General features: G+C 52.3%; 24 protein-coding genes. 4 read left to right on the top strand and 20 right to left on the bottom strand.

All coding sequences use genetic code 11. From position 1 onward, the window contains the following. Positions 1 to 5 precede the first annotated feature (5 nt). Together IEY53_RS25595 and IEY53_RS25590 are read right to left on the bottom strand one after the other, a co-directional pair. On the bottom strand, positions 6 to 650 hold the full coding sequence (locus tag IEY53_RS25595; RefSeq protein ID WP_373293936.1) for a helix-turn-helix transcriptional regulator: 645 nt from the start codon (positions 648 to 650) through the stop codon (positions 6 to 8). Between the two features lie 159 nt (positions 651 to 809). Continuing rightward, the gene (locus IEY53_RS25590; protein WP_189030037.1) at positions 810 to 1742 is read right to left on the bottom strand and encodes a DMT family transporter; all 933 of its coding nucleotides are present in this window, start codon (positions 1740 to 1742) and stop codon (positions 810 to 812) included. A gap of 143 nt (positions 1743 to 1885) precedes the next feature. Here IEY53_RS25590 and IEY53_RS25585 point away from each other — a divergent pair, with 143 nt between their 5' ends. Continuing rightward, positions 1886 to 3307, top strand: coding sequence for an aminotransferase-like domain-containing protein (locus IEY53_RS25585; protein WP_189030081.1), 1422 nt, complete (start codon positions 1886 to 1888; stop codon positions 3305 to 3307). 94 nt (positions 3308 to 3401) lie between these two features. Next, complete coding sequence (locus tag IEY53_RS25580) at positions 3402 to 4034, top strand: hypothetical protein (protein WP_189030035.1); 633 nt, start codon at positions 3402 to 3404, stop codon at positions 4032 to 4034. A gap of 126 nt (positions 4035 to 4160) precedes the next feature. On the opposite strand, the gene IEY53_RS25575 is transcribed toward IEY53_RS25580, so the two are convergent. The 17 genes from IEY53_RS25575 to IEY53_RS25495 all read right to left on the bottom strand — a co-directional run bounded on the left by IEY53_RS25575 (position 4161) and on the right by IEY53_RS25495 (position 21165). Further along, entirely contained in the window at positions 4161 to 5570 is a 1410-nt protein-coding gene (locus IEY53_RS25575; RefSeq protein ID WP_189030033.1) for a nucleoside recognition domain-containing protein, read from the bottom strand. Continuing rightward, positions 5548 to 6279 (bottom strand): FeoB small GTPase domain-containing protein, encoded by a 732-nt coding sequence (locus IEY53_RS25570; protein WP_189030031.1) that lies wholly within the window; start codon positions 6277 to 6279, stop codon positions 5548 to 5550. Before IEY53_RS25570 ends, IEY53_RS25575 begins: the two co-directional genes overlap by 23 nt. Beyond that, the gene (locus IEY53_RS25565; protein WP_189030029.1) at positions 6276 to 6533 is read right to left on the bottom strand and encodes a FeoA family protein; all 258 of its coding nucleotides are present in this window, start codon (positions 6531 to 6533) and stop codon (positions 6276 to 6278) included. The genes IEY53_RS25570 and IEY53_RS25565 overlap by 4 nt, the downstream gene beginning before the upstream one ends. 246 nt (positions 6534 to 6779) lie before the next feature. Further along, positions 6780 to 7235, bottom strand: coding sequence for an SRPBCC domain-containing protein (locus IEY53_RS25560; protein WP_189030027.1), 456 nt, complete (start codon positions 7233 to 7235; stop codon positions 6780 to 6782). 103 nt (positions 7236 to 7338) lie between these two features. After that, positions 7339 to 8295: a helix-turn-helix transcriptional regulator gene (locus tag IEY53_RS25555; RefSeq protein ID WP_189030025.1), complete on the bottom strand. Its 957-nt coding sequence runs from the start codon at positions 8293 to 8295 to the stop codon at positions 7339 to 7341. Positions 8296 to 8327: 32 nt separating this feature from the next. Then, positions 8328 to 8834, bottom strand: a complete 507-nt coding sequence (locus tag IEY53_RS25550; RefSeq protein ID WP_189030024.1) for a nitrogen regulation protein NR(II) — start codon at positions 8832 to 8834, stop codon at positions 8328 to 8330. Between the two features lie 4 nt (positions 8835 to 8838). After that, positions 8839 to 9669: an alpha/beta fold hydrolase gene (locus IEY53_RS25545; RefSeq protein ID WP_189030022.1), complete on the bottom strand. Its 831-nt coding sequence runs from the start codon at positions 9667 to 9669 to the stop codon at positions 8839 to 8841. 181 nt (positions 9670 to 9850) lie between these two features. Then, the gene (locus IEY53_RS25540; protein ID WP_189030020.1) at positions 9851 to 11830 is read right to left on the bottom strand and encodes an ABC transporter permease; all 1980 of its coding nucleotides are present in this window, start codon (positions 11828 to 11830) and stop codon (positions 9851 to 9853) included. Beyond that, the gene (locus IEY53_RS25535; protein WP_189030018.1) at positions 11805 to 12575 is read right to left on the bottom strand and encodes an ABC transporter ATP-binding protein; all 771 of its coding nucleotides are present in this window, start codon (positions 12573 to 12575) and stop codon (positions 11805 to 11807) included. The genes IEY53_RS25540 and IEY53_RS25535 overlap by 26 nt, the downstream gene beginning before the upstream one ends. Before the next feature lie 137 nt (positions 12576 to 12712). Further along, positions 12713 to 13822 carry a GerAB/ArcD/ProY family transporter gene (locus IEY53_RS25530; RefSeq protein ID WP_189030016.1) on the bottom strand — a complete coding sequence of 370 codons (1110 nt, stop codon included), beginning with the start codon at positions 13820 to 13822 and terminating at the stop codon, positions 12713 to 12715. A gap of 5 nt (positions 13823 to 13827) precedes the next feature. After that, positions 13828 to 14061, bottom strand: a complete 234-nt coding sequence (locus IEY53_RS25525) for a hypothetical protein (protein ID WP_189030015.1) — start codon at positions 14059 to 14061, stop codon at positions 13828 to 13830. A gap of 12 nt (positions 14062 to 14073) precedes the next feature. Next, the gene (locus IEY53_RS25520) at positions 14074 to 15318 is read right to left on the bottom strand and encodes a Ger(x)C family spore germination protein (protein WP_189030013.1); all 1245 of its coding nucleotides are present in this window, start codon (positions 15316 to 15318) and stop codon (positions 14074 to 14076) included. Further along, positions 15315 to 16418, bottom strand: a complete 1104-nt coding sequence (locus IEY53_RS25515) for a GerAB/ArcD/ProY family transporter (protein ID WP_189030011.1) — start codon at positions 16416 to 16418, stop codon at positions 15315 to 15317. The genes IEY53_RS25520 and IEY53_RS25515 overlap by 4 nt, the downstream gene beginning before the upstream one ends. Then, positions 16415 to 18013 (bottom strand): spore germination protein, encoded by a 1599-nt coding sequence (locus IEY53_RS25510; protein ID WP_189030008.1) that lies wholly within the window; start codon positions 18011 to 18013, stop codon positions 16415 to 16417. The genes IEY53_RS25515 and IEY53_RS25510 overlap by 4 nt, the downstream gene beginning before the upstream one ends. Before the next feature lie 160 nt (positions 18014 to 18173). Beyond that, complete coding sequence (locus IEY53_RS25505; protein WP_189030006.1) at positions 18174 to 19169, bottom strand: sensor histidine kinase; 996 nt, start codon at positions 19167 to 19169, stop codon at positions 18174 to 18176. Then, positions 19166 to 19864 (bottom strand): response regulator transcription factor, encoded by a 699-nt coding sequence (locus IEY53_RS25500; RefSeq protein WP_189030004.1) that lies wholly within the window; start codon positions 19862 to 19864, stop codon positions 19166 to 19168. The genes IEY53_RS25505 and IEY53_RS25500 overlap by 4 nt, the downstream gene beginning before the upstream one ends. Before the next feature lie 149 nt (positions 19865 to 20013). After that, complete coding sequence (locus tag IEY53_RS25495; protein WP_189030002.1) at positions 20014 to 21165, bottom strand: phosphodiester glycosidase family protein; 1152 nt, start codon at positions 21163 to 21165, stop codon at positions 20014 to 20016. A gap of 438 nt (positions 21166 to 21603) precedes the next feature. Between IEY53_RS25495 and IEY53_RS25490 the strand changes: the two genes are divergently transcribed. Next, complete coding sequence (locus IEY53_RS25490; protein WP_189030000.1) at positions 21604 to 22182, top strand: histidine phosphatase family protein; 579 nt, start codon at positions 21604 to 21606, stop codon at positions 22180 to 22182. Between the two features lie 328 nt (positions 22183 to 22510). Here IEY53_RS25490 and IEY53_RS25485 read toward each other — a convergent pair whose 3' ends face one another. Next, entirely contained in the window at positions 22511 to 23146 is a 636-nt protein-coding gene (locus tag IEY53_RS25485) for a Vat family streptogramin A O-acetyltransferase (protein WP_373293933.1), read from the bottom strand. Between the two features lie 128 nt (positions 23147 to 23274). Here IEY53_RS25485 and IEY53_RS25480 point away from each other — a divergent pair, with 128 nt between their 5' ends. Next, positions 23275 to 24126: a GGDEF domain-containing protein gene (locus IEY53_RS25480; RefSeq protein ID WP_189029998.1), complete on the top strand. Its 852-nt coding sequence runs from the start codon at positions 23275 to 23277 to the stop codon at positions 24124 to 24126. Positions 24127 to 24195 lie beyond the last annotated feature (69 nt).

Raw genomic sequence — 24195 nt, 5'->3', positions numbered from 1 at the left:
TCCCGTTATCCTTTGGCTTCAAGTTCGAGGAGAAGTTTTATGATGGAAGTTTTCGTCAGGCGCCCTATCACGTCCAGCTTCCCTCCGGCGTTCTCGCCGCTGCAGGGAACAACCACCGGCAAACTGTCTACCTCGTGAAAAATCATTTGGTGTGCGGCATCAAGCACCGCGTCATCCGGAGAAATCGTCACTACCTTGGGCTGGCGCGTCATAACCATGCTGACAGGCATGGAGACTGCACCGGGATTGCCGAGTGTTACTTTCAGGAAATCCTTGCGGGAAGCGACCCCGGCGAGCTTGCCGTCCCCGTCGCAGATAATCAGCGTGCCGACATCCTGCAGGAACAACATCACAACGGCATCCTGAATGGTTGTCGTCTCACGGACAATAATCGGCACGCTCTGGATGTCCTTGACCTTCGTCTCCTGGAGCAGATAGCTGCTGCCGAGACCGGACGAGGATTTTTTGCCGGGAAAATAACCTACCTTGGGTTTGGCGTCAATATATTCGAGCATGACCAGCACAGACAGGTCGGAGCGGATCGTTGGCCGGGTAAGATGCAGGCTTTCTGCGATCTGTTCGCCGGTAATCGGTGCTCTTTTCTTCACAATATCAATAATTTGCAATTGACGGGATGTCAGTTCGATCACAAGTTCCCTCCACTTTCCGGATACATGCGGCATTCCTGTTCTGAAAAGGAGCGCCGGATTGTCGTTCCCCCTTTCATTAATGCGTCATATTAGAAGTTTATATCCCTTTTCTTGGTTATATAATACGCAATAATGGTCATTAATGCAACATATAGTACGTCATATATCGGATTTTTTAGCAAAAGAGGCGTTAATCTTCGGTTTGGGCAGCATTTTTCTTAAAGCGCTCGCGTTCACCAGCACCGTCCCGGCGATAATCGTGACAATACCCAGGATCGTGATTACATTAACGGTTTCATTGTAAAAAAGTACGCCGACACCCACCGCTATCGGAGGGGAAACGTAAAGCCAGGTGGAAGGAAAGACCGGATTCGTTTTGCTGACTAGCCAATAGAACAGACTGTGTCCAACCATGGAGCCGACCACGGTCAGGTAGAGCAGGGAGCCGGCGGTGGGCAGCGACAGCAGGAATTCCGGATGGACCCGTTCGGTTGCGAGTGACAGAATGAACAAAAGCGCTCCGCCATACATCATTTGGGCCGCATTCAGGGCGATGGGCGAGACCTCGGACATGTTTGTGGATACTTTTTTGGAATAGATTGCCCCTATGGCATAGCCGAATTCCCCGATCAGAATAACAATGCAGCCGACGATCCACAGCGGTGAGACATCTACCGCGAGGTTGGGCAGCACCAGCAGCATAACACCGATGAAGCCGATGATGCAGCCATAGAGCGAGTGGGCTGGAGCTTTTTGACGGAGAAGGGCCGTTTGCAGCAGCAGAATCATAATCGGGCCGGTCGCCGACAGGATGGCGGCAAGTCCTGAGGAGACATATTGTTCGGCCCAATAAAGGGCGGCAAAGGTGGCGAAGGTTAAGGTCGCTCCGGTGAAGAGCATCTCTTTGCGCAGTAGCAGGGAGAAGCGGACTTTGCGTTTATAGACCATCCATAGAAACAGTACCGCTCCCGCCACAAAAAAACGCAGTCCGGCCGAGAAGAACGGAGGCGCCCCGGCATCCACGCCGATTTTGATCGCCAGAAAGGTAGTGCCAAAGACCAGACAGACAAGAGTGTACGCCAAAAGAATCATGTTATTCATATCCCCTTTAGAAGTTGTTCGTTAATCATATAGGCAAGGGGACAGAACAGATGGTAAGAAACAGAACAGATTTCAGCTGGAATCGTGTACAATACAATAATATGATTACTTCTGAAAAGGAGCTGAAGGTAAGGATGGAAAATACAACGGGGACAGAAACGAGCTACCCCTTATTCTTGCAGATTTATGAATTCATCCGGAACCGCATGGAGCGGGGGGAGTGGAAGGCGCATGATAAGCTGCCGTCTATCCGGGGACTGGCGGAAGAGCTCAAGGTGCACCGGCTGACGGTATTTAAGGCCTATCGGCAGCTGGCGGAGGATGGCAAGGTGTATGTCAAAGATAAATCCGGATATTATGTATCGCAAGGCGGCTCCCCGTCTCTTGTTGCAATGGATGGGGCAGACTTGACGATGGCGGCCGCCTTGAACTCCAACCGCCTGTCCGACATTCAGCGGCTGCCGGCGCAATATCAATTTTCGCAGGCGCTGATTGATCCGGGGCTGCTGCCGAACCTGTTCCTGTCCGAGTATGTCAAAAAAGTGTTCGATCTCTACCCAAAGGTGATGGGCACGTATTCCAGTGTGCAGGGAGATGAGGAGCTGCGCGAGACGCTCAGCTTGCATTTCCGGGAGCATCACCGGCTGCAGCTGTCCCGGGAGGAGCTGCTGATTACTTCCGGAGCGCAGCAGGCCATTAACCTGGTCGCGGACATCCTGCTTGGGCCTATGGACAGCATACTGGTGGAACGGCCTACGTACAGTCTGGCTATGGATATCTTTCGGCGGAAGGGGGCCCGGCTTGTTCCGGTGACCATTACACCGGAGGGCTACGACCTTGCGGAGGTGGAGGATTTGATGGCCCGGCATAAGCCGCGTTTGTTCTATATGAACCCTACTCATCACAACCCAACCGGGTATACGGTGCCCGCCTGGCAGCGCAAGCTGCTGGTGGAGCTGGCCGAGCGCTACCATTGTCTGCTGGTCGAGGATGATCCTTTCCGTGATATTTATTTTGCTGAACCGCCGCCGTTGCCTTTTTTTGCCTACGATACGGAGGGCTGGGTGATTTATATCAGCAGCTTCAGCAAGTATGTGGCACCTGGCCTCAGGATTTGTGCCGTGGCTTGCCGCTACCCGCTGATGGAGCGCCTGATTACGGCCAAAGCGTTGGCGGACAACGGGACATCACTGCTGAACCAGAAGATCTTCCTCCATTATTACACTTCACCCCGGCTCCAGCAGCACCTTGGCAAGCTGCGGATTGCACTTCAGGTCCATAAGGAGATTATGGAGGAGGAGCTGGCGGGGACAGGCTGGGAATGGACCGCTCCGCAGGGCGGGCTTAATCTGTGGGTGAAGCTGCCGGAGCAGCTTAAGGTGGAGGCTCTTTTTAGAGCAAGCCTCCGGGAATCGATTGTGTTTGTTCCGGGCGAGATTTGTGATGCGCTGGGGGAGATGAAGTCCTGGGTCCGCCTCAGCTACTCGTTCGTTAATGAAATCACGCTGCGTGAAGGGATGCGGCGTTTGACGGCACTCGCGAACCAGATCGAGTGAACATGCTCCCCGGTGGTTAACTTGGAATAATGATGTCCGGAACCTTGTAACTATCCTGCCATCCGGGTCGTCTGTAAGGAAAAGGAGGAGGGTGATGGCTATAAAAAACCTGTTTCGGAGTCCGCTTTTGATAATAATGAGTGTGCTGCTGATGGCAACGGCGCTGCTGACAGTGCGTCCGGAGGTCACATATGCATGTTCCTGTGTGGTGCCGGGAGCACCGCTTGAAGAGCTGGAGCGAAGCGCTGCTGTCTTTAGCGGAGAAGTGGTGTCCGTGGAAGCTAAACCGTCTGTTGTGCAATCCAGCGGTGACCCGGTCACCGTTACGTTTAACGTCCAGACCATCTGGAAGGGGGAGGTCGGGAGCACGGTTACAGTGACTACTGCGATGTCCTCGGCCAGCTGTGGCTTCGAATTTACGGAAGGGGAGAGTTATCTCGTCTACAGCCATAAAGGAGAGGGGAGTGATGGATTAAAGGTGAGTCTGTGCAGCCGGACCACACTGTTGTCCGGGGCTGCCGAGGATAAAGAGGCGCTTGGGCCGGGAATCTCTCCGGGGTCGCGGGCTACGCCTGCGGGTACAGACAATACCGGGATTAGCAAAGGCACTGCTGACGACAAAGGGACACCGATTCTCCTGTATGCAGGTTTGAGTCTGGCTGCAGTCCTGCTGATCGCTGTCATTCTGAGGGTCGTACGCCAAACAAACGGACGCGGGAAGAAGTAACGGGCGGCTTAAGCGGTTTGGTCACAACATAACCTCTCCCTATATCACGAAAAAGAGGCTGTCTCATTCGTAGAAATATCTACTCATGGGACAGCCTTGTATTTATCAAAGGTGATTAACCCTCACTTATACCCACCCGAACAACTGGGCAAGCTGGGCGACAGCAAACGTAACACCGATGGCGATGCCAAGCGGAATAACAGCGGAGAGCACGGACCATTTCAGGCTTTTGGTCTCCTTGTAAATATTCACGAGCGTGGTGCCGCATGGATAGTGCAGCAGCGAGAACAGCATCATATTGAGCGCGGTCAGCCACGTCCAGCCATGGCTCAGGAAGACCTCCTTGATGCTGCCCAGACTGTCGATGTCAACCATGGCACCCGAAGACATATAGCCCATCAGCAGGATCGGCAGCACGATTTCGTTCGCAGGCAGCCCTAGGATAAACGCCATGATAATAAAGCCATCCATGCCCAGCAGGTGGGCGAACGGATCGAAAAAAGCAGCCATATGATTCAGAACGCTTTCGCCGCCAATGAACACATTGCCCAGAATCCAGGTGATAATTCCGGCAGGGGCAGCAACGATGATAGCCCGGGTAAGCACATTAAGCGATTTGTCTTTGGACGAGATGAGAATCGTCTTCCAGATTTGCGGACGGCGGTAGGGCGGGAGCTCCAGCGTATAGTGCGTAGGAACACCGCGCAGCGCGGTCTTGGATAGGACCCAGGATACTGACAGGGTCACGATGATGCCGATCAGCACCATTCCCATCAGTACGGCAGCCGTGGTAAGTGTACGGAATGCGCCGGTCGCAGCGCCGCCGGCCATGAACAGCGAGGCCAGCAGAATCAGTGTTGGCCAGCGTCCGTTGCACGGCACAAAGTTATTGGTAAGAATCGCCAGCATCCGTTCCCGGGGGGATTCAATAATTCGGGTGGAGAGAATGGCGGCGGCATTGCAGCCGAAGCCCATGGACATCGTCAGGGCCTGCTTGCCGTGCCCGCCCGATTTCTTGAACAACCGGTCCATATTAAAAGCGACCCGCGGCAGATAACCGAAATTCTCCAGCAGCGCAAATACGGGGAAGAAGATCATCATTGGCGGCAGCATGACGCTGATCACCCAGGAGGTCCCCCGGTATAAGCCAAGCACCAGAACCCCATGCAGCCAGTCGGGGGCATGCAGGGCCGTGAAGCCGGCCGTCAGGTAGCCTTCGATGAAGCCAAATAAGGAAGCCAGCCAGCTCGAAGGATAGTTTGCCCCGGCGATGGTGATCCAGAAGACTACACCAAGGATCGCCAGCATGATCGGGAAACCCCAGATTCGGGAGGTGGCAATATTATCGAGTTTATAAGTGCTGTTCAGTTTCTTCCGGTCCTGGTAGCTGACGGCTTCGGCGCAGATCTCTGCGGATACACCGTAAATCCCGCTGACAATCTCGTCGCGGATAGTGCCGCCATCTGCAAGCTTTTGGGCTGCCGACAGCAGGGATTGAAGTGCATCAGGCCCCTTAGTGGCAGGCAGTGACTCCATGGCGGACCGCCTCCTTTGGATCTGGGATGGTTTGGCTGTTCATTCTATTCTGAAGCGAAGCCATCAGGCTCTCATCACCGTCCAGCAGCCGCAGGGCAATCCAGCGTGCAGGATAGCTTCTTCCTACAGTCTGTTCGACCATGGGCAGGAGCTGGGCAATTCCCCGCTCAATCTCCTCATTGTAGGCAATATGCAGCGGTTCTGCCGTATAGGTACCGCTTGCAACACGTTCGATCTGGTCCAGCAGGGCTTCTATACCGATTTTGTTCCGGGCTGATATGGCGACGACTGGAACACCAAGTCTTGCCGATATGGCCTCTAGGTTAATTTCGATGCCAAGCTTGTGTGCTTCATCGATCAGGTTGATGCACACCACGGCCCGTCCGGTAATTTCCAGCACCTGCAAGGCAAGATTGAGGTTGCGCTCCAGCGACGTTGCGTCAAGAACCACGAGTGTCACATCGGGCTGTTCAAAAATAATATAATCGCGGGCCGCCTCTTCATCGGCGGAGTTGGAGTACAGCGAATACGTGCCGGGCAGATCAATGGCGCGGTACAAACGGTTGTTATGGGTGAACTCGCCTTCCGCAGTAATGACCGTCTTGCCGGCCCAGTTTCCTGTATGCTGGCGCATGCCGGTCAGCAGGTTGAAAAGTGTGCTTTTGCCCGTGTTGGGGTTGCCTGCAAAAGCTACAGTATAAGGGGTCATATCTGCGCACCTCCAATCCTTTCTCCGAAAATCAACGAGCTTTCTTCCCTGCGCAAGGCAATCGTGGTATTGCTGATCCGAAAAGCGGTGGGGTCTCCAAGCGGACTGCGCCGGAGCACTTCAACCACATTGCCGGCCACAAAGCCGAGATCGAGCAGCCTTCTCCTCAGAACACCCTGCACTTCAATGCTGCGGATGCGTAAGCGGCTGCCATTCTCCGCTTCTGACAATGGAATAAGTATCGGCTTAGTCATCAGGCTCCCCCTTTTCATCTATGCGTTCATACGTTTTATATGATAAATCAAGCCCTCTGTTGTAGTTAGCCACAATAGTAGTATACGTATATAACTTTGTCCTTGCAACAAAAAAGTTTCCGCAGGGCAAAACAAAAACGGACATACCAAAAGCCCTTTGGGGAACCGGGTAATCCGATTCCCCAAAGGGGTACTGTTCCAGTTTAGTATCAGCTGTGCAACCGGAATTGGAGTTATCCTGCTAGCTCAAAAGCTGCCGAAATCCAGAGTGCGCCCGGTCTCCACCAAGGTTTTAATGTTGCTCATTATTTGTGGCCAGGCGTTGTCGCTGGGACCATAAGAGGGGTCGTCAGGGTGCCATTCATCATGGAGCAGCGTGAGCTTCGTGCAGCCTCCGACTGGCTCCAGCAGCCAGGAGATGCGGGACTCGTGGTTTTCTCCGCCTTTAAGGTATGAAGGGCCTACCTTATGTGTAAACCGCAGCGCCTTTTGCGGAGTAAGCTCCAGTAAGGTGCCGAAGACATGGAGCGTTTCCGGGCCTTCGGCACCGGGGCCGACATATTCGAACCGCTCACCGATCTGGAAGCTGGAGCGGATGACGCTCCCATAATAGATCTGCTTCACCATCTCCGGAGAGATGAGGCTCTCCCATACTTGTTCCGGTGTTCCGCCAACGTAGAAATCATATTTAAGCTCTTTCATCCATATTTGCCTCCTAAAAGTTGTCCTTAATGTCCAGGTCCCGGGCATAGTTCTACTATACAAAAAGATCACTGACAGTTGCGGTCAGTGATCTGCGGAATATTCATAAGGTGTAATGCTGCGCCACTTTCAGCGCAACGGCAGACATACGCTGCTTCAGGACAGCAGGCTCCGGAATATGCAGCGCTGTTCCATAAGGAAGCAGGAAATAGGGAACATAAGTTAGCAAGGATTCCTCATCCAGCAGGAACCGTGCCCTCCCTGGTCCACGCTCCGCCAGGGTATGCCCGAACAGCCAATGGCTGCATAGTTCATTCAAGACCCCCTCTGAAGCCTCAATGACAACGGGGATCAGGGGGGTTGCAGGGTCCTGGCCGGGAAGCAGGCTGCGCAGCAGGAATTCGCGGGCCGAGAATCCGGCAGGGCGCTCGAAGCTTGTCCCGGTACGGCATAATCCGCTGATCCGGTCCACCCGGAAGCTGCGGATTTCCCCGCGCAGGCGGCAATAAGCGACAAGATACCACTGGCCTTTCCACAGGACCAGCCCGTAAGGATCAACATCGCGCGGGGAAGGGGCTGTATGATTGCCTTTGCTGTATTCCATCTGCAGGGTGAAGCCGCCCGCCGCCCCTGCTTCCAGTTCGCGAAGGTTATCCTCCTGGGCTGCATTCGGCGTATGGAGCATTTCAATCCCTTGTTCATGGCGTTCCATCTGCAGCACTTGCCCGGGATTGCTGTACCGCTTTAATTTGGCAATGGCCCGGTCCAAAGCGGCAACATAAGGATAGCCGGTACCCCGGGCAAAGGTGGAGGCTTGCACAAGGGCCTGCTGTTCACCGGCATCGAAGAACAGGGGCGTTTCCTTGAAATGCTCGGGCAGGCTGTAGCCACCGCCATAACCGGCATCGGCCATGACCGGAACCCCGCTGGCACACAGCGCATCCACATAACGGTATACCGAGCGGACGCTGATCTCCAGTTCATCCGCAAGTTCTCCGGCGGTTCTTCTCCGCTGCTTAAGCATCCAGAGAATGGACAGCATATGATCGGCTTTGGACAATGAGATTCAAACCTCCTGCACGATCAACTCTTTTATACTTCAGTTGGACCGCTTTTTTCAAATTTCTTGACGTTATTCACCAGATGGGTCAGCAGGTTCAATTCTTCCCGCTTCACCTCCACAGCCCGGTTTATCTGTCTCAGCTCATCTTTAGCTTTACGGGAAGCAAGCTCGGCCTTTTGCACCTGTTTTTCATACTCCATCCTCTGTCTCAAGGGGATCAGAATACAATCATACACCTGTTCTCCATTCCGTTCTCTGACACCCAGGTTCACAAGCATGGGCACCTCATCGCCGTTGCTGGTTTTGAACAGCAAATTCATCTCTTCCACTTTCCCGTGGAGCTTAATCAGGGGTTCAAAGTAAATTTGAAAAATAATCCGGCTGGCACGGGTTAAGATCGACTCGAACGGCATTCCCGGAAGCTGGTTGACTTCATAATCGAGCAAATAACATAACGTTAAGTTTACGTCTATGATAACGCGGCTATGCGATAAAGAAAGGTAACCACATGGGGCTTCATCTATTCGTTTATCCATACTTCTACTGGACTTCCGTGACTGGGTGGGTGTGAGACAAATGTTCGGTGATCAACAGAATGGTCTCCTCCGGATGACTGACATGGGGACAATGGCCTGTCGCATCCATCAGCTGAAGCCTGCTGCCGGGAATCTTATGATGGACATAAGCTCCCACCTCAAGCGGTGCGATCATGTCTTCAGCGCATAAAAGAATAAGCGAAGGAACCGTGACCTTTGGCAGCACATCTCTGTAATCAGACAGAAAGGTTGCTTTGGCGAACCGCCGGGCAATTTTGGGGTCCGTAGCACAGAAGTTTTCTTCCAGCTCGCGGGCCAATCCGGGCCGCTCAGGATTGCCCATGACCACGGGGGCGAGATAATTGGCCCATCCCTGATAGTTGAGATCCATTAATTCAAACAAGGCCGCCATATCTTCCTGTTCGAAACCGCCTATATAATCAGGGAGATCATTAATGTAGCAAGGGGAAGGTCCGATGAGAATAAGCTGGTCGAAATGAACGGCGTTGCGGATGGAAGCAAGGATACCGATCATAGCCCCTACGGAATGACCGACAAAGATGGCATCTTGTATGTCGAGGGCTTCGCATATATCCAGCACATCCTGTGCGTAGCCGTGAAGATCACTGTAACGATCAGGGTCGTAAGCCCGGAGATCGGACTTGCCTGAACCGACGAAATCAAATAAAACAACCTTATAGTTATCTTCAAAGGCCGGGGACACATAACGCCACATGTTCTGGTCACAGCCGAATCCATGGGCAAAAATAATATGCTGTGTTCCTTTACCTGTTACCTTCACATGATTGCGAGTGAGGATCTGTTCCTTATTCACTAAAAAACTCCTCTGTAAGGTTATTTTATAGCATACTATAAGTTTTTTGTAGATGGATTGCTTGGAGTTTAGTATAGCATACTCGTATTCAAAGTTTTAAATTTAAAGCAAAGAAGACATTCGCAGCCGCAGATTTCCCTGCGAATACGAACGCCTCTTTCCTCTTCATAAAAGGCATGGATTACACCATCATTTTTTTGAGACTCCAAATATAACGCGATTTAACAATCAGGAAGAATACGCTTTGCAGAACCAAGTAGGCGGCGAATGTGACCAGCACGGAGCTGCCTACACCTGTATTCACCAGAGACGACATGACCGGGCGGACCACTACATAACTCTGAAGGGCCGAGACAAAGACTGGGATATAGAACAGGACGGCGATCTGTTTCGTTGCTGTAGCTGACATTTCCCGTGTGCTGAGCCCGATTTTGGATAAAGCGCGATACATCCGGATGTCCGCAGTCAGCTCGCTGTGAAGCTTGAAGTACAGAAAGCTTGCCGAGGACACGGAGAAGATCAAAGCCACAAAAATACTGACGAAGCTGATCATGGCTGTACTTTGTTTAAGAAGCATATACGTATTGGCCCGTGTGGTGAGGAAAAACGGCGTCTCGCTTTTTTTGCTCATCTCCGCATTCCATTTTCCGAGATTAGCCCCGGCAATGGCTTCCGGACTGTCAGCTTTGGGCAGTGCGCCCGTATCCCAGGCGGGCACTTTGTACGCATATTCGATCATCGGTGAAGCATTGGCTTCGGATTCGGCAGCAAGTGCAGTCTGTACCGTGTCCATCCAAGGCTCCGGAACTACCAGAATCGGAGCGGAGCTCTGAAAGAAAGCAAAGGCATCGGTTTCCAGAGACTCCTTGACAGTAAGTGCCGCTGCGCTTTGCTCCTTCAGAGTGACCATGCCATTGACCACATAATCGGCAGCGACTTGCTCCTTGGAGTCAATGAAGATCGCTTCGGAGTCAATCAAGATCGCTTCGTTCCGGCCCAGCTTGTTGTCTTCTTTCAGACCCAGGGAGGAAGCGAGCTTGTTGAATTGCTGCAGGCCCATAAGACGCAGGGTATGCTCCTTGCCATCGCCGGTCACGGCGGAGCTGTACAGGGTATCGATGCGGATTTCAGTATATTCGACACCGGCCTGCTCCAGCTCCTGATGAATCCTGTTGAGTTCTGTCTTCGAGTCAGGAGTCTGGTAATACGTCATGTTAACCGAAAAAGGGTTTTCGTGGTAGACGTCCCGCCCGGCCTGATTCAGAGACAATACCACCCCGGCCCCCATGCTGGCTAGTGCAGTCACGACCGTGATCATGAACAGAATCCGTGAGTTGTCGCGTAATTTGTAGCTCATCTCCGAAATCCAGAGCAGGCGGGTACCGCGCCAGGTGGATTTACGGCTGCGCTGCAGGAGACGGACGATGAACACCGACAGCTGGGAGTAGAAGAAATACGTGCCGGCTATCCCTGTTATGGCGGCTACTAGTAAAACCGTCGGCGAGCCTATCTCTATCTGCAGAGTAAAGAATCCGGTCGCCAGTAGTGCGGTGCCCAGCAAAGTCAGGAGAATAGAAGCTTTTGGCTGCTTTTTGGGTTTGGCATTGCCCTGCAGCAGCTCCAGCACCCTGTTCTTGCGGATGAACAGCAAGGTGAAGATCGAAATCACCAGGAAAAGGCTGATGAAGGAAATGGAAGTAATGAGTATGGCTTTAACCGGCCAATAAAAAGGCAGATCGTCAATACCGATGACCCGGGTGCTGAGCAGCAGGAACAGCTTGGACAGCAGCATGCCTCCGGCAAGTCCGGTTACGATAGCGAAGAAGCCAATCAGCATATTTTCCATAAAAATCAGCTTGTTGATCTGCCCGGGGCGTGCGCCCAGAATGGTCAGGAGCCCAAACTCCAGATTACGGGACTTCAGAAACGAGCTGATCGAATACAGCACAAAGAAGAAAGCGAATATATAAACGATGAAAGCCGCAATCTGCATGCTGGTGGCCGAGCTTGGCCCCATCTCACTGTTCGCCACTCCCGGATGATAGATAAAGACGGAATAGGCGAAAAAGATCATGACCATAAAGGAGCTGCTCAAAAAATAGGCGATATACGCCCGCGCGTTCCGGCGCACATTGTTAAACGCGAATTGAGGAAAGTTCATGGCTATTCCCTCCCCAGAACGATAGTGTATCGATAATCTTCTGGAAGAATGCCTGGCGGTTATCGCCACGGTGGATCTCGGCGGCCAGTTTGCCATCCTTGATGAAGACGATCCGGTTGCAGTAGCTTGCCGCCAGCGGATCATGGGTTACCAGCATAAGCGTAGCACCTGCCTGGCGGTTGATCTCTTCCAGGGATTCCATTACGATCCGCGAGGAATTCGAATCAAGCGCGCCGGTTGGCTCGTCGGCCAGAATCATGGCGGGCGAGGTGATAATCGCCCGGGCGATGGCTGTCCGCTGCCGTTGACCGCCCGAAATTTCATAGGTGCGTTTGTTCAGGATGTCCGTAATGCCCAGCTGTCCGGCCACGCTCTCCAGCAGGGTTTCCATCTCGCTGAGCTTGCGGTTGTCGAGCGTCAAAGGCAGGACAATATTCTCGGCTACGGTTAAAGTCTCCAGCAGATTAAAGTCTTGAAAGACAAAACCTAGCTGTTTGCGGCGGAACAGGGCGAGTTCTTTCTTATTCATTAGATAGGGGTTGCTGCCATTAATCAGAACTTCGCCCGATGAGGGCTGGTCAATGGTGGATACCATATTCAGCAGTGTGGTTTTGCCGCTGCCGGAGGGGCCCATAATGCCTACAAATTCACCGCTTTCAATGCTGAGATGGATATCGGTAAGGGCCTGCGTATGCACTTTGCCCGCATAGACTTTATTCAGTGCTTTGACTTCCAATACGTTCATTCGGTTCAATCCTTTCCTGTGGGAAACTGGAGTCACCCTTTCGTTCCTGGGTGTTGTAATCCTGTTTCCAATGTACAGGATGGAGAGGGGGCTGCGCTATGTATTTACCTTAAAGTTACCTTACAGTGTGTTTAAGATTACGTTCGCTTTTGCGGAGAGGAGCGCTTGTTGGTGCGGCGCAGCAGGATGGAGAACGCTAGCAGCAGCGGAACAGCCACCTGGAACAAGGGGTCAATTTTGAGACTCGGCCCAAGCCCAATGGCGATATGCTCCGTATAATTACGCGCCAGAAAAGAAGTTCCATAGATGACGGCACCTACGGGAAATACCCACCATTGCTCCCGCTTGCCGGTCAGCACACTTATTCCTTTAACCGCACAAAGAAAAAAGAGCATCATCTTGATCAGCAGCCCGATGAAGAGCTGAATAGTGACGAGAATGTCGAGCCGTTCAATGAATTTCAGATTGGACAAGGTCCGTACCACCTTAAGCAGGGGCAGCTGGCTGATCCCGGCTATCGTTGGGCCAAGCACAGCCATATTAACAATGTTCATGAAGATTAAAAAGAGACTGATGAGCGCATAAGCAACCAGCGATTGCTTGTAGGGCACCCCGGGTTTGTCCCATAAGCTCCACAGCATCAGGAATACAATCATTTGGCCGAAGGGAAACGATAAAATATCCGGCAGGGCCGTTTGTACCAGCATTCCGGGACTGCTTTCAAAGACGGGCAACAGCCTGCCAAGATCAATAGCCCCCATAATGCCCAGCAGGAGCACAATCACACCATAAAAGAACAGCACTAAGGGCAGCAGGATTTCGGGCAGCCGGAAGATAACCTCCGTGCCCTTCCAGATGGCATACAAGGCAATCAGCACAAACAGCAGCATGGTAAGGGAGACCGGAGTCCTCGGGAGCAGAGTCATTGCAGTTAATTCGCCGAGGTCACGCACATTACGCATCGACTGATAGGCGAAATACAGGCAATAGATACCGCCTAGAAGGGACCCGGAGAAACGCCCGAAATGGGCAGTGAGCATATTCATCAGATTTTGCCCGGAAGAATGCTTTTGAATCCAGAGCAGCAATAGCAGCAGCAGGAAACCGGCTGCTGCGCCGATGCTCATGGCCAGCCATGAATCCTGCTTGACTGTGCCGCCAATCAGGAACAACGGGGTGCTGCCAATCTCAAACAGCATAGTCATAAATATGACCTGCAAAGTAGATATCCGTTCCTTTTTTTGCATGGATTTCATCCTCCCAACCACTGGACAATAGCTCTTCCTGCATCCTCGAAAAGGAAGCGGTAGAGTGTAGAAACACTAAGATGCGGGGTGTTCGTTATACCGCACAGGTGCACGTAGGCACACCAGGCCAGGATAAGGCCATACCACAGCCGATGTTGCTTTCGTTTGTTTCCCCGCAGCATTTTGATGCCTATATAGAACGCGAGGGCATATAGTGCCAGAATGACAGCGAATTTCATGGGTATTCTCCTTTAGTCCTGCTGAATGGACTTGAAGGATTTGCTGCTAAGCCCTGTTCGTTCTATATCCATATGAACATGCGGCCGGATCTCAATATTCTGGAAGACCGTATCCCAGTTTTTGTCCTGCCGGATGCTCCTCCATCTTTTTTTGTCGCTTCTGTGAATCCTGACGGCAAACCCTGTAACATCGGCATTCAGCTTCTTCACCGACTTCCACGACTGCTCGACAACCTCCAGAATGTTGTTCTCTATGGATGTTTCCATCTCCGCGAGGGCAGCCTGGTTATTCAGATCCACTTTGCTTCCAATCTCGTGGATTACGCCGCTCCCCTTAATATGGATGTCCATGATGAAGTGGTCCCTGGCCCATCTCGGCTGAACGATAGTGGTTGATTTCTGGATCATATAACTGCTGTCAAGCTGCTCGCTGATTTGGGGCCGGGAGGCGAACGGGATCATGGCAGACTTTATAGTATTGGTTAAAAAAGACAAGCCAAAGGCCTCCTTCTGCGATAACCAGCCCACCATCTTATCGCCCTTCAGCACGCCAAGCCGGCCGAGAGCCAGCCTTGAAGGCAGGTTCGTCTGTCCGGTCTCGCTGGTTTCATCCATAATTTTGGAATCGGTCAGCATTAGTTCGGGAACGGCTGCGCATCCGGATTCCGAGGCCAGGTTCATGGCCAGCTCAAACATCCGGATACCGGGATAATAGGAGAGCAGCTTGGATTCCTGTTCTATCATGAGCTGGATGCCGGCTCCCTGATTTTTGGTAAGCTGCATCAGCTGATCAAGAACGTCCCCGGCATCGCCTGAATGGATAAAGACGTAGACGGTCTCCCGGGCATCCTGCTTCCGCAGAAAAATATCAAGGAGCGGGTTGATTCCCCTTTTTGCGAGCCGGTCTCCAATCACGGTAACCCTCGAATGAGAGGGGAACATTTCCCGGATGCTGGTCAGGTTTGATTTCTGAATGGCTTCCATAATTGTTTTTCCTTTAACCGTAAAGGTGATGAACGGAGGTGAGCTTGTGCTGCCGCCTCCGCTGCCGCCCATGCTGCTGGATCCTGAAGAGGGATTGATGATCTGATAGGTAGCCTTCCATTGATTGTCTTCCCAATCGTAGGCCGAGCCTGAGGTGATTCCCAGCTCACTGAGCTCGCGGGCATCCCAGCAGCCGGATAAGAGGCTTGTACATAACGGAAGGCATAACACACTGCAGAGCAGTTTTGTATTCAACAGCTTTCGCAGGTTCATGTCTCACACTCCTTTCTCTTGTGCCTGCTCCGGCGGAGCTTGACCACCAGCAGAACAGCCAGCGGGAGAATCGCATTGAACAGTATAAAGACCAGAAACCGCCCTTCCTTGTTATAAAGGTTAAGCTCAGCCTGGTCTTTCCAGGTATAAAGGCATTCCATGACAATAACCAGCCCCAGCGCAGCAATGAAAGGCCTGCTGCTGCTGACACGGAAAGTCTGCTTAAAGCACTCTACGGTAGCGAACAGGAAAATGGCGAACTTCAGATAGATGGCCATCACCCAATAGGAGATAAATAAAACGTCGAGATTCTCGATAAACCGCCCAATCTGAATAATGCTGGCCGCTGAGAATCCCGGATATGTTGTAAGCTTGATATACTGCGGTCCCAGCACCATCAGGATTGTAATGATGGAGAACAGCATCATTAAAGAGACGAATAAGAGACCCAGATACCCGATCAGGCGCGCTTTCTGCGGGGACCGCAAATAAGGGGCCAGGAAAAGCAGTACAGCCACCTCCGACATCCATGTGGAAGGGGTCAGGCTGGCCAGCAGTAACGAAGCAGCGGAATGATCGAACAGCGGAAGTAGACGGTGGATATTCATCTCCCCCCATAGCCCGCTTAGATAGAGCGGCACGAAGAACAGAAACAGGAGAATCACCAGGCTGTTCACTCTGGCCATGACCTCGATTCCCTTTCGTACCATATATATGGAAATCAGCAGAATCAAGGTGGCAATGACAGCGACCGGCGTTTTAAGCAGCACATTGTCCTTCACGAAATTGACGAATTCACGCAGAATAGTGGAGGAGGTATCCAAATAAAACAACAACAGCAGCAGGCCGAGCAGGACCGAGATGACGGGCGAGCTTTTTTCCCTGATCCAGTCCAGGAAGGGAGCCCCGTTGCTGAACCGGATTACACTGCCAATCACGAAAGCTATGCCTAATCCCGCCAGAGTAGGGGGAATAATCGCAATAACTGAATCCTGCTCCACATACTCCCCGATGATCTGCGGGAGAATGACGATGGCTGTAGGCAGCACAGTGGTCACTACCAGCATGGCTGCCTGTGTGGTTCCGATCTTTCCATTCATGGTGTATTCTCCCCCTCCGGTTTTTGCAGCTTTTTCGCCGGCTCGGGTTTTTGATGCTTGCCTTGTCTCCGGGTCTCCTTGCCCAAATTGGTCTTTGGGCGGATGGTCATATCCCATAACGGCACGCGGATAAAAATATCCTTGAGATACCGCGGAGTCATCGGCGCCACAGGCGACAGATAAGGTACACCAAACGAACGCAGGCCAGCCATATGAATCAGCAGCACCATCAGGAAGGACATAATGCCGAATAATCCCAGAGTAGCGGCGATCAGCATCATGATAAAACGGATGAGGCGAATGGAGTTGGCGATGGCCAGTGATGGAATCACGAAATTGGAGATCGCGGTGAAAGATACCACGATGACCATGGCAGCGGATACGAGACCAGCCTGTACGGCAGACTGGCCCAGAACCAGCGCCCCGACAATGGAGATCGCCGGACCAATAGTGCGCGGCATGCGAACTCCGGCCTCCCGTAGTACATCAAAGGTCAGCTCCATCAGCAGCGCTTCAGCCAATGCGGGAAAGGGCACGCCTTCACGCTGTGCGGCCAGACTGACCAGCAGAGTGGTGGGCAGCATTTCCTGGTGGAACGTAGTGACAGCAATATACAAGGCTGGAAGCAGCATGGACACAAAAAAAGCGGAATAGCGGATCAAACGTAAAAATGAGGAAATATCATAACGCTGATAGTAATCCTCGCTGGACTGGAAAAAGTTAAAAAAGGTCGAGGGAGCGAGTAAGGCAAAAGGGGTGCCGTCAATGATGATCCCAACCTGCCCTTCAAGAATGCCGCCGGCCAACGCATCGGGCCGTTCGGTATTTTGAATGGTGGGAAAAGGGGTCAGCCCGCCGTCCTGAATGAACTCCTCGATATAGTTGCTCTCCAGAATACTGTCCGTTTGGATGGCGTTCAGCCTGCGGCGGATCTCTTTCAGTACCTCTGCACTCGCAATTCCCTCCAAATAGACCAGGGCAACGCCGGTCTGCGTCCGTTCTCCGATTTTATACTCTTCAATCCGCAGGTCGCTGGTCTTCAATCTGCGCCGCAGCATGGCAGTGCCGGTGCGCAGGTTTTCAGTGAAACCTTCCTTGGGACCGCGAATAACCCCTTGGGAGGTGGGCTCATTAATACTTCTCTTCTCCCAGCCCGCGGTGTCGGCAGCCAGTGCTGTTGTCATCCCGTTGAACAGGATCAGTGTGTATCCGTCAAACAACATGCCGAGCAAGCTCTCCAGGGTTTTGCCTTCTTTGACACTCCCTATCGGTAGCATTTGATCCTTGACCAGGTTATAGGCATCCGTGGCCGTGATATCCGGGATCTTCGGAACTACAGTCTCCATTAGCGGCTGTAACACGGTCTGGTTGACCATTTCGCTATTCACCAGCCCGTCAATATAGATAAAAGCAAGAGGCGATGAGCTGAGTGATTCATTGGTGAAATGGCGAAAGACCACATCGGAGCTTTCACCGATTCGTTTGCTGATTTCCTGCACATTGGCTTCGAGGGAAACGCTGAGCGGCTGCGGGGCAGGTACGGAATGGGTGGGAGCGTCCTGTCCAGGGCCTTGGGCAGATGATTTTTTATTCATGTAGGCACCTCCTCATTGCTGCAATATGGCAGTTGTGGAGGTATTATCCCCTGGCTTGCTATTCCTTATTCTTCCGTTCACATTAGAGCGAATAAAATTTTTAACGACAAAAAGAGGGCACCGGGCCATAGATATGGCTCACGGCACCCTCCAGGGGTTATTAATTCTGCTGACTGTTGCTGGAAAAGGTAAGGTGCACGGATGTCCCTTCTCCCGCCCGGGACTGCAGCTCCACCTTGTGTCCGAGCCGGGAACAAATCTCACGCACAAGGTACAGACCCATACCGGTTGATTCGTGATACTGGCGTCCGCGCTCACCGGTGAAATAGGGATTGAAGACCCGCCTTAAATCCTCGGAAGAAATGCCTATGCCCTGATCAGTGATGCTCAGAATCGTATCGCTACCCAGCTTCTGCGCCGTGATAGTAACCGACTTGCCGGTGCCGGAGGTATAGTTCACGGCATTGGTCAGAATTTGGGTCAGCATGAACATCAGCCACTTGGCATCACTGTACACAACCCATCCTGCATCGACCTGAATGTCCGCAAGAATTCCCCGGCGGATGAAAAGCCTGCGGTTCTCGGAGACCGCTTCACTGACCGCCTGGCGCAGTGAAAGCAACTGGACCTGGAAGTCGTTCTCGAACCGGTCCAGTCTGGAAGTATAGATGACCATTTCCAGCCCTTTCCGCAGCCGCTCCAGCTCCTCCTGAATGCTTCCGGCCACTTCATCGTCGAGTTCCTGCAGCGTTAGCTGAATTACGGACAGCGGAGTCTTCATCTGGTGAACCCAGCGGTTAATGAATACAATATGCTGATCCATCGTATGAACATGTGTGTTCAGCTGCTCCCGGTGCTGGCGGTCAATGAGCTCCAGAAACTCATGCACCGCTTCGGGAAGCGGCGCGTTCCCGAGAGAATAGAGATATTCCCCGTTTCCTGAAGGGGGATGGCTCAGTGCTGTATATAATTTGCGGTGCTCTACATACCGGTATCCCAAATAAAGGATAAGAACTACGCTGCTTATGGATATCCCGTACAACACAATCGAGAACGGCCTGGATTCGCCGGAGAGCCAATACAGCACCGGGATCAGCAGCATCTGCACCAAGTAAAGGAGCAGCAGCGGAAGCTGTTCCTTCAGGAACAACTTCATAGCAGGTCACCGGAAATGCTGAACCGGTAGCCGGCGCCTCTTACCGTCTCTATCTTGTCACCGTGTCCCAGATCCTTGAGCTTCTTGCGGACCCGGGTGATGTAGACGTTCAAGGTGTTGTCATCAATGAAATGCTGGTCCTCCCACATCAGATCCAGCAGGCGCTCGCGTGAAACGACACGCCCTTCCTTCAGCAGCAGGGCCTCCAGCAGGATGGTTTCCTTTTGGGTAAGCTCTGTTGTCTGCCCTTCATATTGAATGACGTACCGTTCCGGATAAAGAGTCAGGCCGCCGGCATGCAGCTTGCGCTCTTCCTGGGTTTGGGCGTAAGAGCCGTAAGCCCTGCGCAGATGGCTGCGGATTTTGGCCAGCACCACCTCGTAGTGAAAAGGCTTGGTGATATAATCGTCTCCGCCGTTCTCCAGCGCCATTACCTGGTCCATTCCGCTGTCTCTGGCCGAAATAAACAGGATGGGGCACAGCGAAGTCTTGCGAATCTGGCGGCACCAATAAAAGCCGTCGTACCTGGGGAGATTTACATCCAGCAGCACCAGATCCGCTGAGCTTTCTTCAAACGTTTCCAGGACAGTGTTGAAATCCTCCACAATGAGGGTCCGGAAATCATATTTGGAGAGGTATGCGCTGAGCAGGCCGGCCAGCTTGGCGTCATCCTCGATAATCAGAATTGTCTCCATGTCACCACTCCTTTACCTGTTATACAGTAACACGGCCAGGGAAAATCATGCAAAACGAAAAAATCAAAAACGGGGTGAAAAAACGCCGGAAACCTCTGGATGAGCAAGACACATCCAAGGGTTTCCGGCGATTTGCATGCAGGGGAGCATTATTGCGTCTTGACTACAATCGCATTGCTGATCAGGCGTCCCGGAGCGGTCAGATATTTGCCGTTGTAATAAAGGCCGCTGGATGCGCCGCCATCCAGGTTCATGGCCTGGTATGCGCCGGCCTGCTTCATGATTCCCGCCAGCTGCGGAATTGTGGCTCCGCCCGAGGTCAGCAGAATCAGCTTGTGGTCGCGCGTCAGACCAAGTGCGCTCCGGGAACCTCCGCCGGTGAGGATTTTGGGGTCCTTGAAGCCCTCAGCCGTTACGTTCAGCGAGACTTTGCCGTTCACGAGGAGACGGGGACCAGCCTGCAGTCCGCTTTCAATGGCGCCTGCATTGAAATGCTTGGTAAAGTCAAGGCCGGGAATAATATCCGCCAGATTATTGCGGTCGAGGGTTAAGATTGCCCGGCGGTCGCCAGAGCTGTTCTTGAGCATTTTGCCGCCGCTGACAATATAACCGTAAGGGGCTTTGTAGCTTCCTTTGGTATAGGCATCAAAAAATGTTCCATTAATAGCAGCCACTGCGCCGCTGCGTTTGGCCAGGCTGTTCAGCGCCTCTACTTTGCCGACCGTGTTGCCGGCCAGAATGACATCGAGATTAACCTTCGGATGCAGCAGGGATACGGTAACAGTCTGTACCCGGAAGGATTTGCCGCCTACCTTATAAGTTTGGTTCGCACTGACTACAGCGGGTGAAGTAGGCTGAATCAAGGTCCCGTTAAGTACAGGCAAGGTCGCTGCAGCCTCTCCATCAGCAAGCGTCAGGGAAGAGGACTCCTTGTTCCAGGTAAGCTTAACCCCAAGAGATTGGCTGATTAATGAGAGCGGTACATATGTGGTTCCATTATCCCTGAAAGCAGGATGGGATAAGGTTACTTTTTTGCCGTTGACGGAAGCGGTGGTTTGGCCCAGTGTGAGCGAGATGGACACATCTGCCTTTTCAAGCTGGATGCGTTTTTCGGCAGGGAACCATTCTGACCGGATACCGGCAAAATCGGTCAGAAAACGCAGCGGTATGTAAGAGTGATTATTTTTGTCCACGTAGACGGCATTTTTGGGGGCTGCTGCGCCGGCGGCGGACTGTCCGGTGGAAACACCGGCGACAAGAAGGATGAAGGCGAGAACAAGCTGGACTGGCATTTTTTTCATGGTACAAATAATCTCCTTTGGCTCTAGTGGCTTGGGTTTGGCGTATCTTCGCAAGACGCCCGGCCGTATTTGTGTAACACGGCTCTGTACTATTATCGGCATTTACTGCAAAAAAATGAAAACAGGCTGAAAGAACTGGGGGCCCGGAACGGACGAATTCCAGCGCCGTTTCGGTTTGTCCAAATGGGGAATACATATGCATGAAAGGCAGCGTTGGTTTATAATCTAAGCATCCTCACTCTGCAGGGGTGACTCAGCTTTGCTATAGGGAAATTCACCTCTTAAAATCGTAAAGAGGGCCCTTTTAGTCATTTTAGAGGGAATGGCGCCCGTTAATATCGCCCAAATCATTCTCTATCAGGCCTTATCATGAAATTAGCGGGTACCATTCCCTATCACAGCGCGTCAACTACTAAGATTACAAAGGCGGTTAGCTTAATGACAACCATAGGCTTGATTCGGCACGGCAGCACGTACTGGAACAAGGAAGGACGGGCTCAAGGGCATACGGACAATACTTTGGATGAAGAGGGCTTGCAGCAGGCTGCGGCGATTGCGGAGCGCCTCAGCGGGGAAGCCTGGGACTTTATTTATTCAAGCGATCTGAAGCGGGCAAGACAGACAGCGGAGATCATTGCGTCGAGGCTGGGTCTGGACATCGCCGGTCTGCTGCCGGGTATCCGGGAGATGAACGCCGGTCAGATTGAGGGGACGACGGAGAAGGAACGCCTGGCGCGCTGGGGCAGTGCCTGGAAGAGCCTGGATCTTGGGCTGGAAGCGCCGGAAGCCGCCCAGCTCAGAGGCAGCCGCACAATTGGAGAGATTGCCATGAAACATCCCGGACAACGGATATTGATCGTCAGCCACGGCGCGATTCTGCACAACAGTCTGAGAGGGCTTGTACCGGGCATGGATCTGAGCGAACTGCTTAAGAACACTTCCATTACCCGGATCACTCAAACGGACGGAGTCTGGAGTTGTGGACTGTATAACTGTGTGGAGCATCTGCATCTGTAAGTTAGTTTTCTCCCGTCGGCCTGTTCTCCGCAATGAACCTGAACCCAAAAGTAGCGAGTCCCTCAATAACTGGAGACTCGCTACTTTTACGCTTTCAGATGAGACTGGCACTTGGCCAGGAGCTTTTCACTGCATTTAGTGCAGCAGATGGCGAGTAAATAGGGCTTATTTTCAATCTGACTGCATTTGATGCATTAGGAACAGCCAAAAGGTTGGAAGACACCTATCTTTTTAAATATCCAATGTACGAAATACATCAGAAGGCACTTTCAAACGCTCCAGGAGCGATTTGGCTGCACCAAATACATTAAAAGCGAATTTGATCCCTTTAGAGCAGGGTTCTGATCTTGTCCAGGTCGCTGCTGCATAAAATGTCCAGGTGGGCGCTAATTTTCTCCGGGCTCCAGTCCCACCATTTCAGCTCCAGCAAAAGGTTGATCAGCTCGTCATCGAAACGTTGCTTCAGGAGCCTGGCCGGATTGCCGCCGGCGATGTGATAAGGCGGAATATCCTTGGTTACTGTGGCATTTGCGGCAATAATAGCTCCGTCTCCGATCGTAACTCCGGGCAGGATCGTAACATTTTGTCCAATCCAGACATCGTTGCCTATTACCGTATCCCCTTTGTAGGGAAGATCCGATAATTGTGGTGTTGCTTTCTCCCAGCCATGTCCCATAATATTAAAAGGATAGGTGGTTACCGAGCCCATCCGGTGGTTGGCGCCATTCATGATGAATTCTACACCTGAAGCGATGGCGCAGAACTTGCCAATAATCAGCCGGTCGCCGATAAAATCATAGTGATGAGTAACCCGTTCTTCAAAAGGCGCTCCGTTCGTATCATCATAGTAAGAATACTCTCCTGCGATAATCCGGGGATTGGTCACGATATTTTTGATGTAACGAATTTGTTTAAGCTCGGGATTGGGATGAATATCATGGGGGTTTGGACCTCTATCCAACATGGTGAAAGACCTCCTTTGAAATAAAAAATCACTTGCTGCGTTCAGAAAATGTCCAACCGAGTGAATGTACACTTAAACTGCCGGGCTAATGCTTTTATTATACGACAACAACAAAGGAAGTGCAGTTAATGGAAGAAGTACAAAATTACCTACTGGCCATGTCCTCCATACTGATCGCTGGAATTGCAGTCTACTCGGTACTCTTGATCCTGGGGATTCCCAGTTTAACGCAAAGAACCAAAGCGCTGCGAACCGGCGTAGTGGTTATTATTATAGGTGTTGGGCTCTGGACGATGCATGCCCTGGGCTCGTTGTCCTTGCAGGGGAAACCAGATTTCCGGGAGGGGGTTCTGTTTCCCTATGCGGTCTACGGCATAACCATTGCCGTGCTGCTGTTTCTGTTCTCGCGGCTGCGGCTGCTGCTGGGGGAGAGGGACCAACTGAAAGAACTGGCCTACAAAGACGCCTTAACCGGCCTGCTGAATAAAAACGGCATGGACCACTTCTGGGATCACTGCAAGGAAAACGAACAGCTGGCCGTTTTGTTTCTCGATCTGAACCGCTTTAAATCCATTAATGATACGCTTGGGCATCATGTAGGCGATCTGCTGCTGGAAGCGGTAGGGGGCAAGCTGAGCCAGTTCTCCAGCAAAGGGAAACGTCATATTTTTCGGGTAGGCGGGGACGAGTTTGTCATTGTCGCCAAGCGGTGCAGCCAGAAGGAAGCTGAACAGCTGGCTGTGAAGATTCTGGAGACAACGACCTGCAAATACAAGCTGGAGCAGCATCATCTGTTCGTGTCAGCCAGTATCGGGATTACATTAAGCCACGGCAAAACCGAACGCGGCCGGCTGCTCAAAGAGGCCGACACCGCGATGTACAACGCCAAACAGCTTGGCACCGGACGGTATTCCGTCTACAAGCCGGATACGGCAAACGCAGATTATGCCAAATGGTATGGCAATTTCAAGGCCAAGTGAGTGCCGGCCATGCACACCAAACAAAAGGGCTGCTCCAGCCGCCATGTACTTAGGTACATAGCTCACGGG

Source organism: Paenibacillus albidus, assembly GCF_014644435.1.
GTDB classification, from domain to species: Bacteria; Bacillota; Bacilli; order Paenibacillales; family Paenibacillaceae; genus Paenibacillus_AQ; species Paenibacillus_AQ albidus.
Note: the sequence above shows the minus strand (reverse complement) of the source record. Positions and strands in the feature narration are given on the sequence as shown.

Bases quoted from the DNA above. Each gene is read 5' to 3' on its own strand.
- IEY53_RS25500 (WP_189030004.1), bottom strand. From the start codon at position 19,864: ATGGAGACAATTCTGATTATCGAGGATGACGCCAAGCTGGCCGGCCTG.
- IEY53_RS25520 (WP_189030013.1), bottom strand. From the start codon at position 15,318: ATGAACCTGCGAAAGCTGTTGAATACAAAACTGCTCTGCAGTGTGTTA.
- IEY53_RS25540 (WP_189030020.1), bottom strand. From the start codon at position 11,830: ATGAACTTTCCTCAATTCGCGTTTAACAATGTGCGCCGGAACGCGCGG.
- IEY53_RS25490 (WP_189030000.1), top strand. From the start codon at position 21,604: ATGACAACCATAGGCTTGATTCGGCACGGCAGCACGTACTGGAACAAG.
- IEY53_RS25515 (WP_189030011.1), bottom strand. From the start codon at position 16,418: ATGAATGGAAAGATCGGAACCACACAGGCAGCCATGCTGGTAGTGACC.
- IEY53_RS25495 (WP_189030002.1), bottom strand. From the start codon at position 21,165: ATGAAAAAAATGCCAGTCCAGCTTGTTCTCGCCTTCATCCTTCTTGTC.
- IEY53_RS25580 (WP_189030035.1), top strand. From the start codon at position 3,402: ATGGCTATAAAAAACCTGTTTCGGAGTCCGCTTTTGATAATAATGAGT.
- IEY53_RS25560 (WP_189030027.1), bottom strand. From the start codon at position 7,235: ATGAAAGAGCTTAAATATGATTTCTACGTTGGCGGAACACCGGAACAA.
- IEY53_RS25480 (WP_189029998.1), top strand. From the start codon at position 23,275: ATGGAAGAAGTACAAAATTACCTACTGGCCATGTCCTCCATACTGATC.
- IEY53_RS25510 (WP_189030008.1), bottom strand. From the start codon at position 18,013: ATGAATAAAAAATCATCTGCCCAAGGCCCTGGACAGGACGCTCCCACC.
- IEY53_RS25570 (WP_189030031.1), bottom strand. From the start codon at position 6,279: ATGACCCCTTATACTGTAGCTTTTGCAGGCAACCCCAACACGGGCAAA.
- IEY53_RS25590 (WP_189030037.1), bottom strand. From the start codon at position 1,742: ATGATTCTTTTGGCGTACACTCTTGTCTGTCTGGTCTTTGGCACTACC.
- IEY53_RS25525 (WP_189030015.1), bottom strand. From the start codon at position 14,061: ATGAAATTCGCTGTCATTCTGGCACTATATGCCCTCGCGTTCTATATA.
- IEY53_RS25585 (WP_189030081.1), top strand. From the start codon at position 1,886: ATGGAAAATACAACGGGGACAGAAACGAGCTACCCCTTATTCTTGCAG.
- IEY53_RS25485 (WP_373293933.1), bottom strand. From the start codon at position 23,146: ATGTTGGATAGAGGTCCAAACCCCCATGATATTCATCCCAATCCCGAG.
- IEY53_RS25575 (WP_189030033.1), bottom strand. From the start codon at position 5,570: ATGGAGTCACTGCCTGCCACTAAGGGGCCTGATGCACTTCAATCCCTG.
- IEY53_RS25550 (WP_189030024.1), bottom strand. From the start codon at position 8,834: ATGGATAAACGAATAGATGAAGCCCCATGTGGTTACCTTTCTTTATCG.
- IEY53_RS25505 (WP_189030006.1), bottom strand. From the start codon at position 19,169: ATGAAGTTGTTCCTGAAGGAACAGCTTCCGCTGCTGCTCCTTTACTTG.
- IEY53_RS25530 (WP_189030016.1), bottom strand. From the start codon at position 13,822: ATGCAAAAAAAGGAACGGATATCTACTTTGCAGGTCATATTTATGACT.
- IEY53_RS25565 (WP_189030029.1), bottom strand. From the start codon at position 6,533: ATGACTAAGCCGATACTTATTCCATTGTCAGAAGCGGAGAATGGCAGC.
- IEY53_RS25535 (WP_189030018.1), bottom strand. From the start codon at position 12,575: ATGAACGTATTGGAAGTCAAAGCACTGAATAAAGTCTATGCGGGCAAA.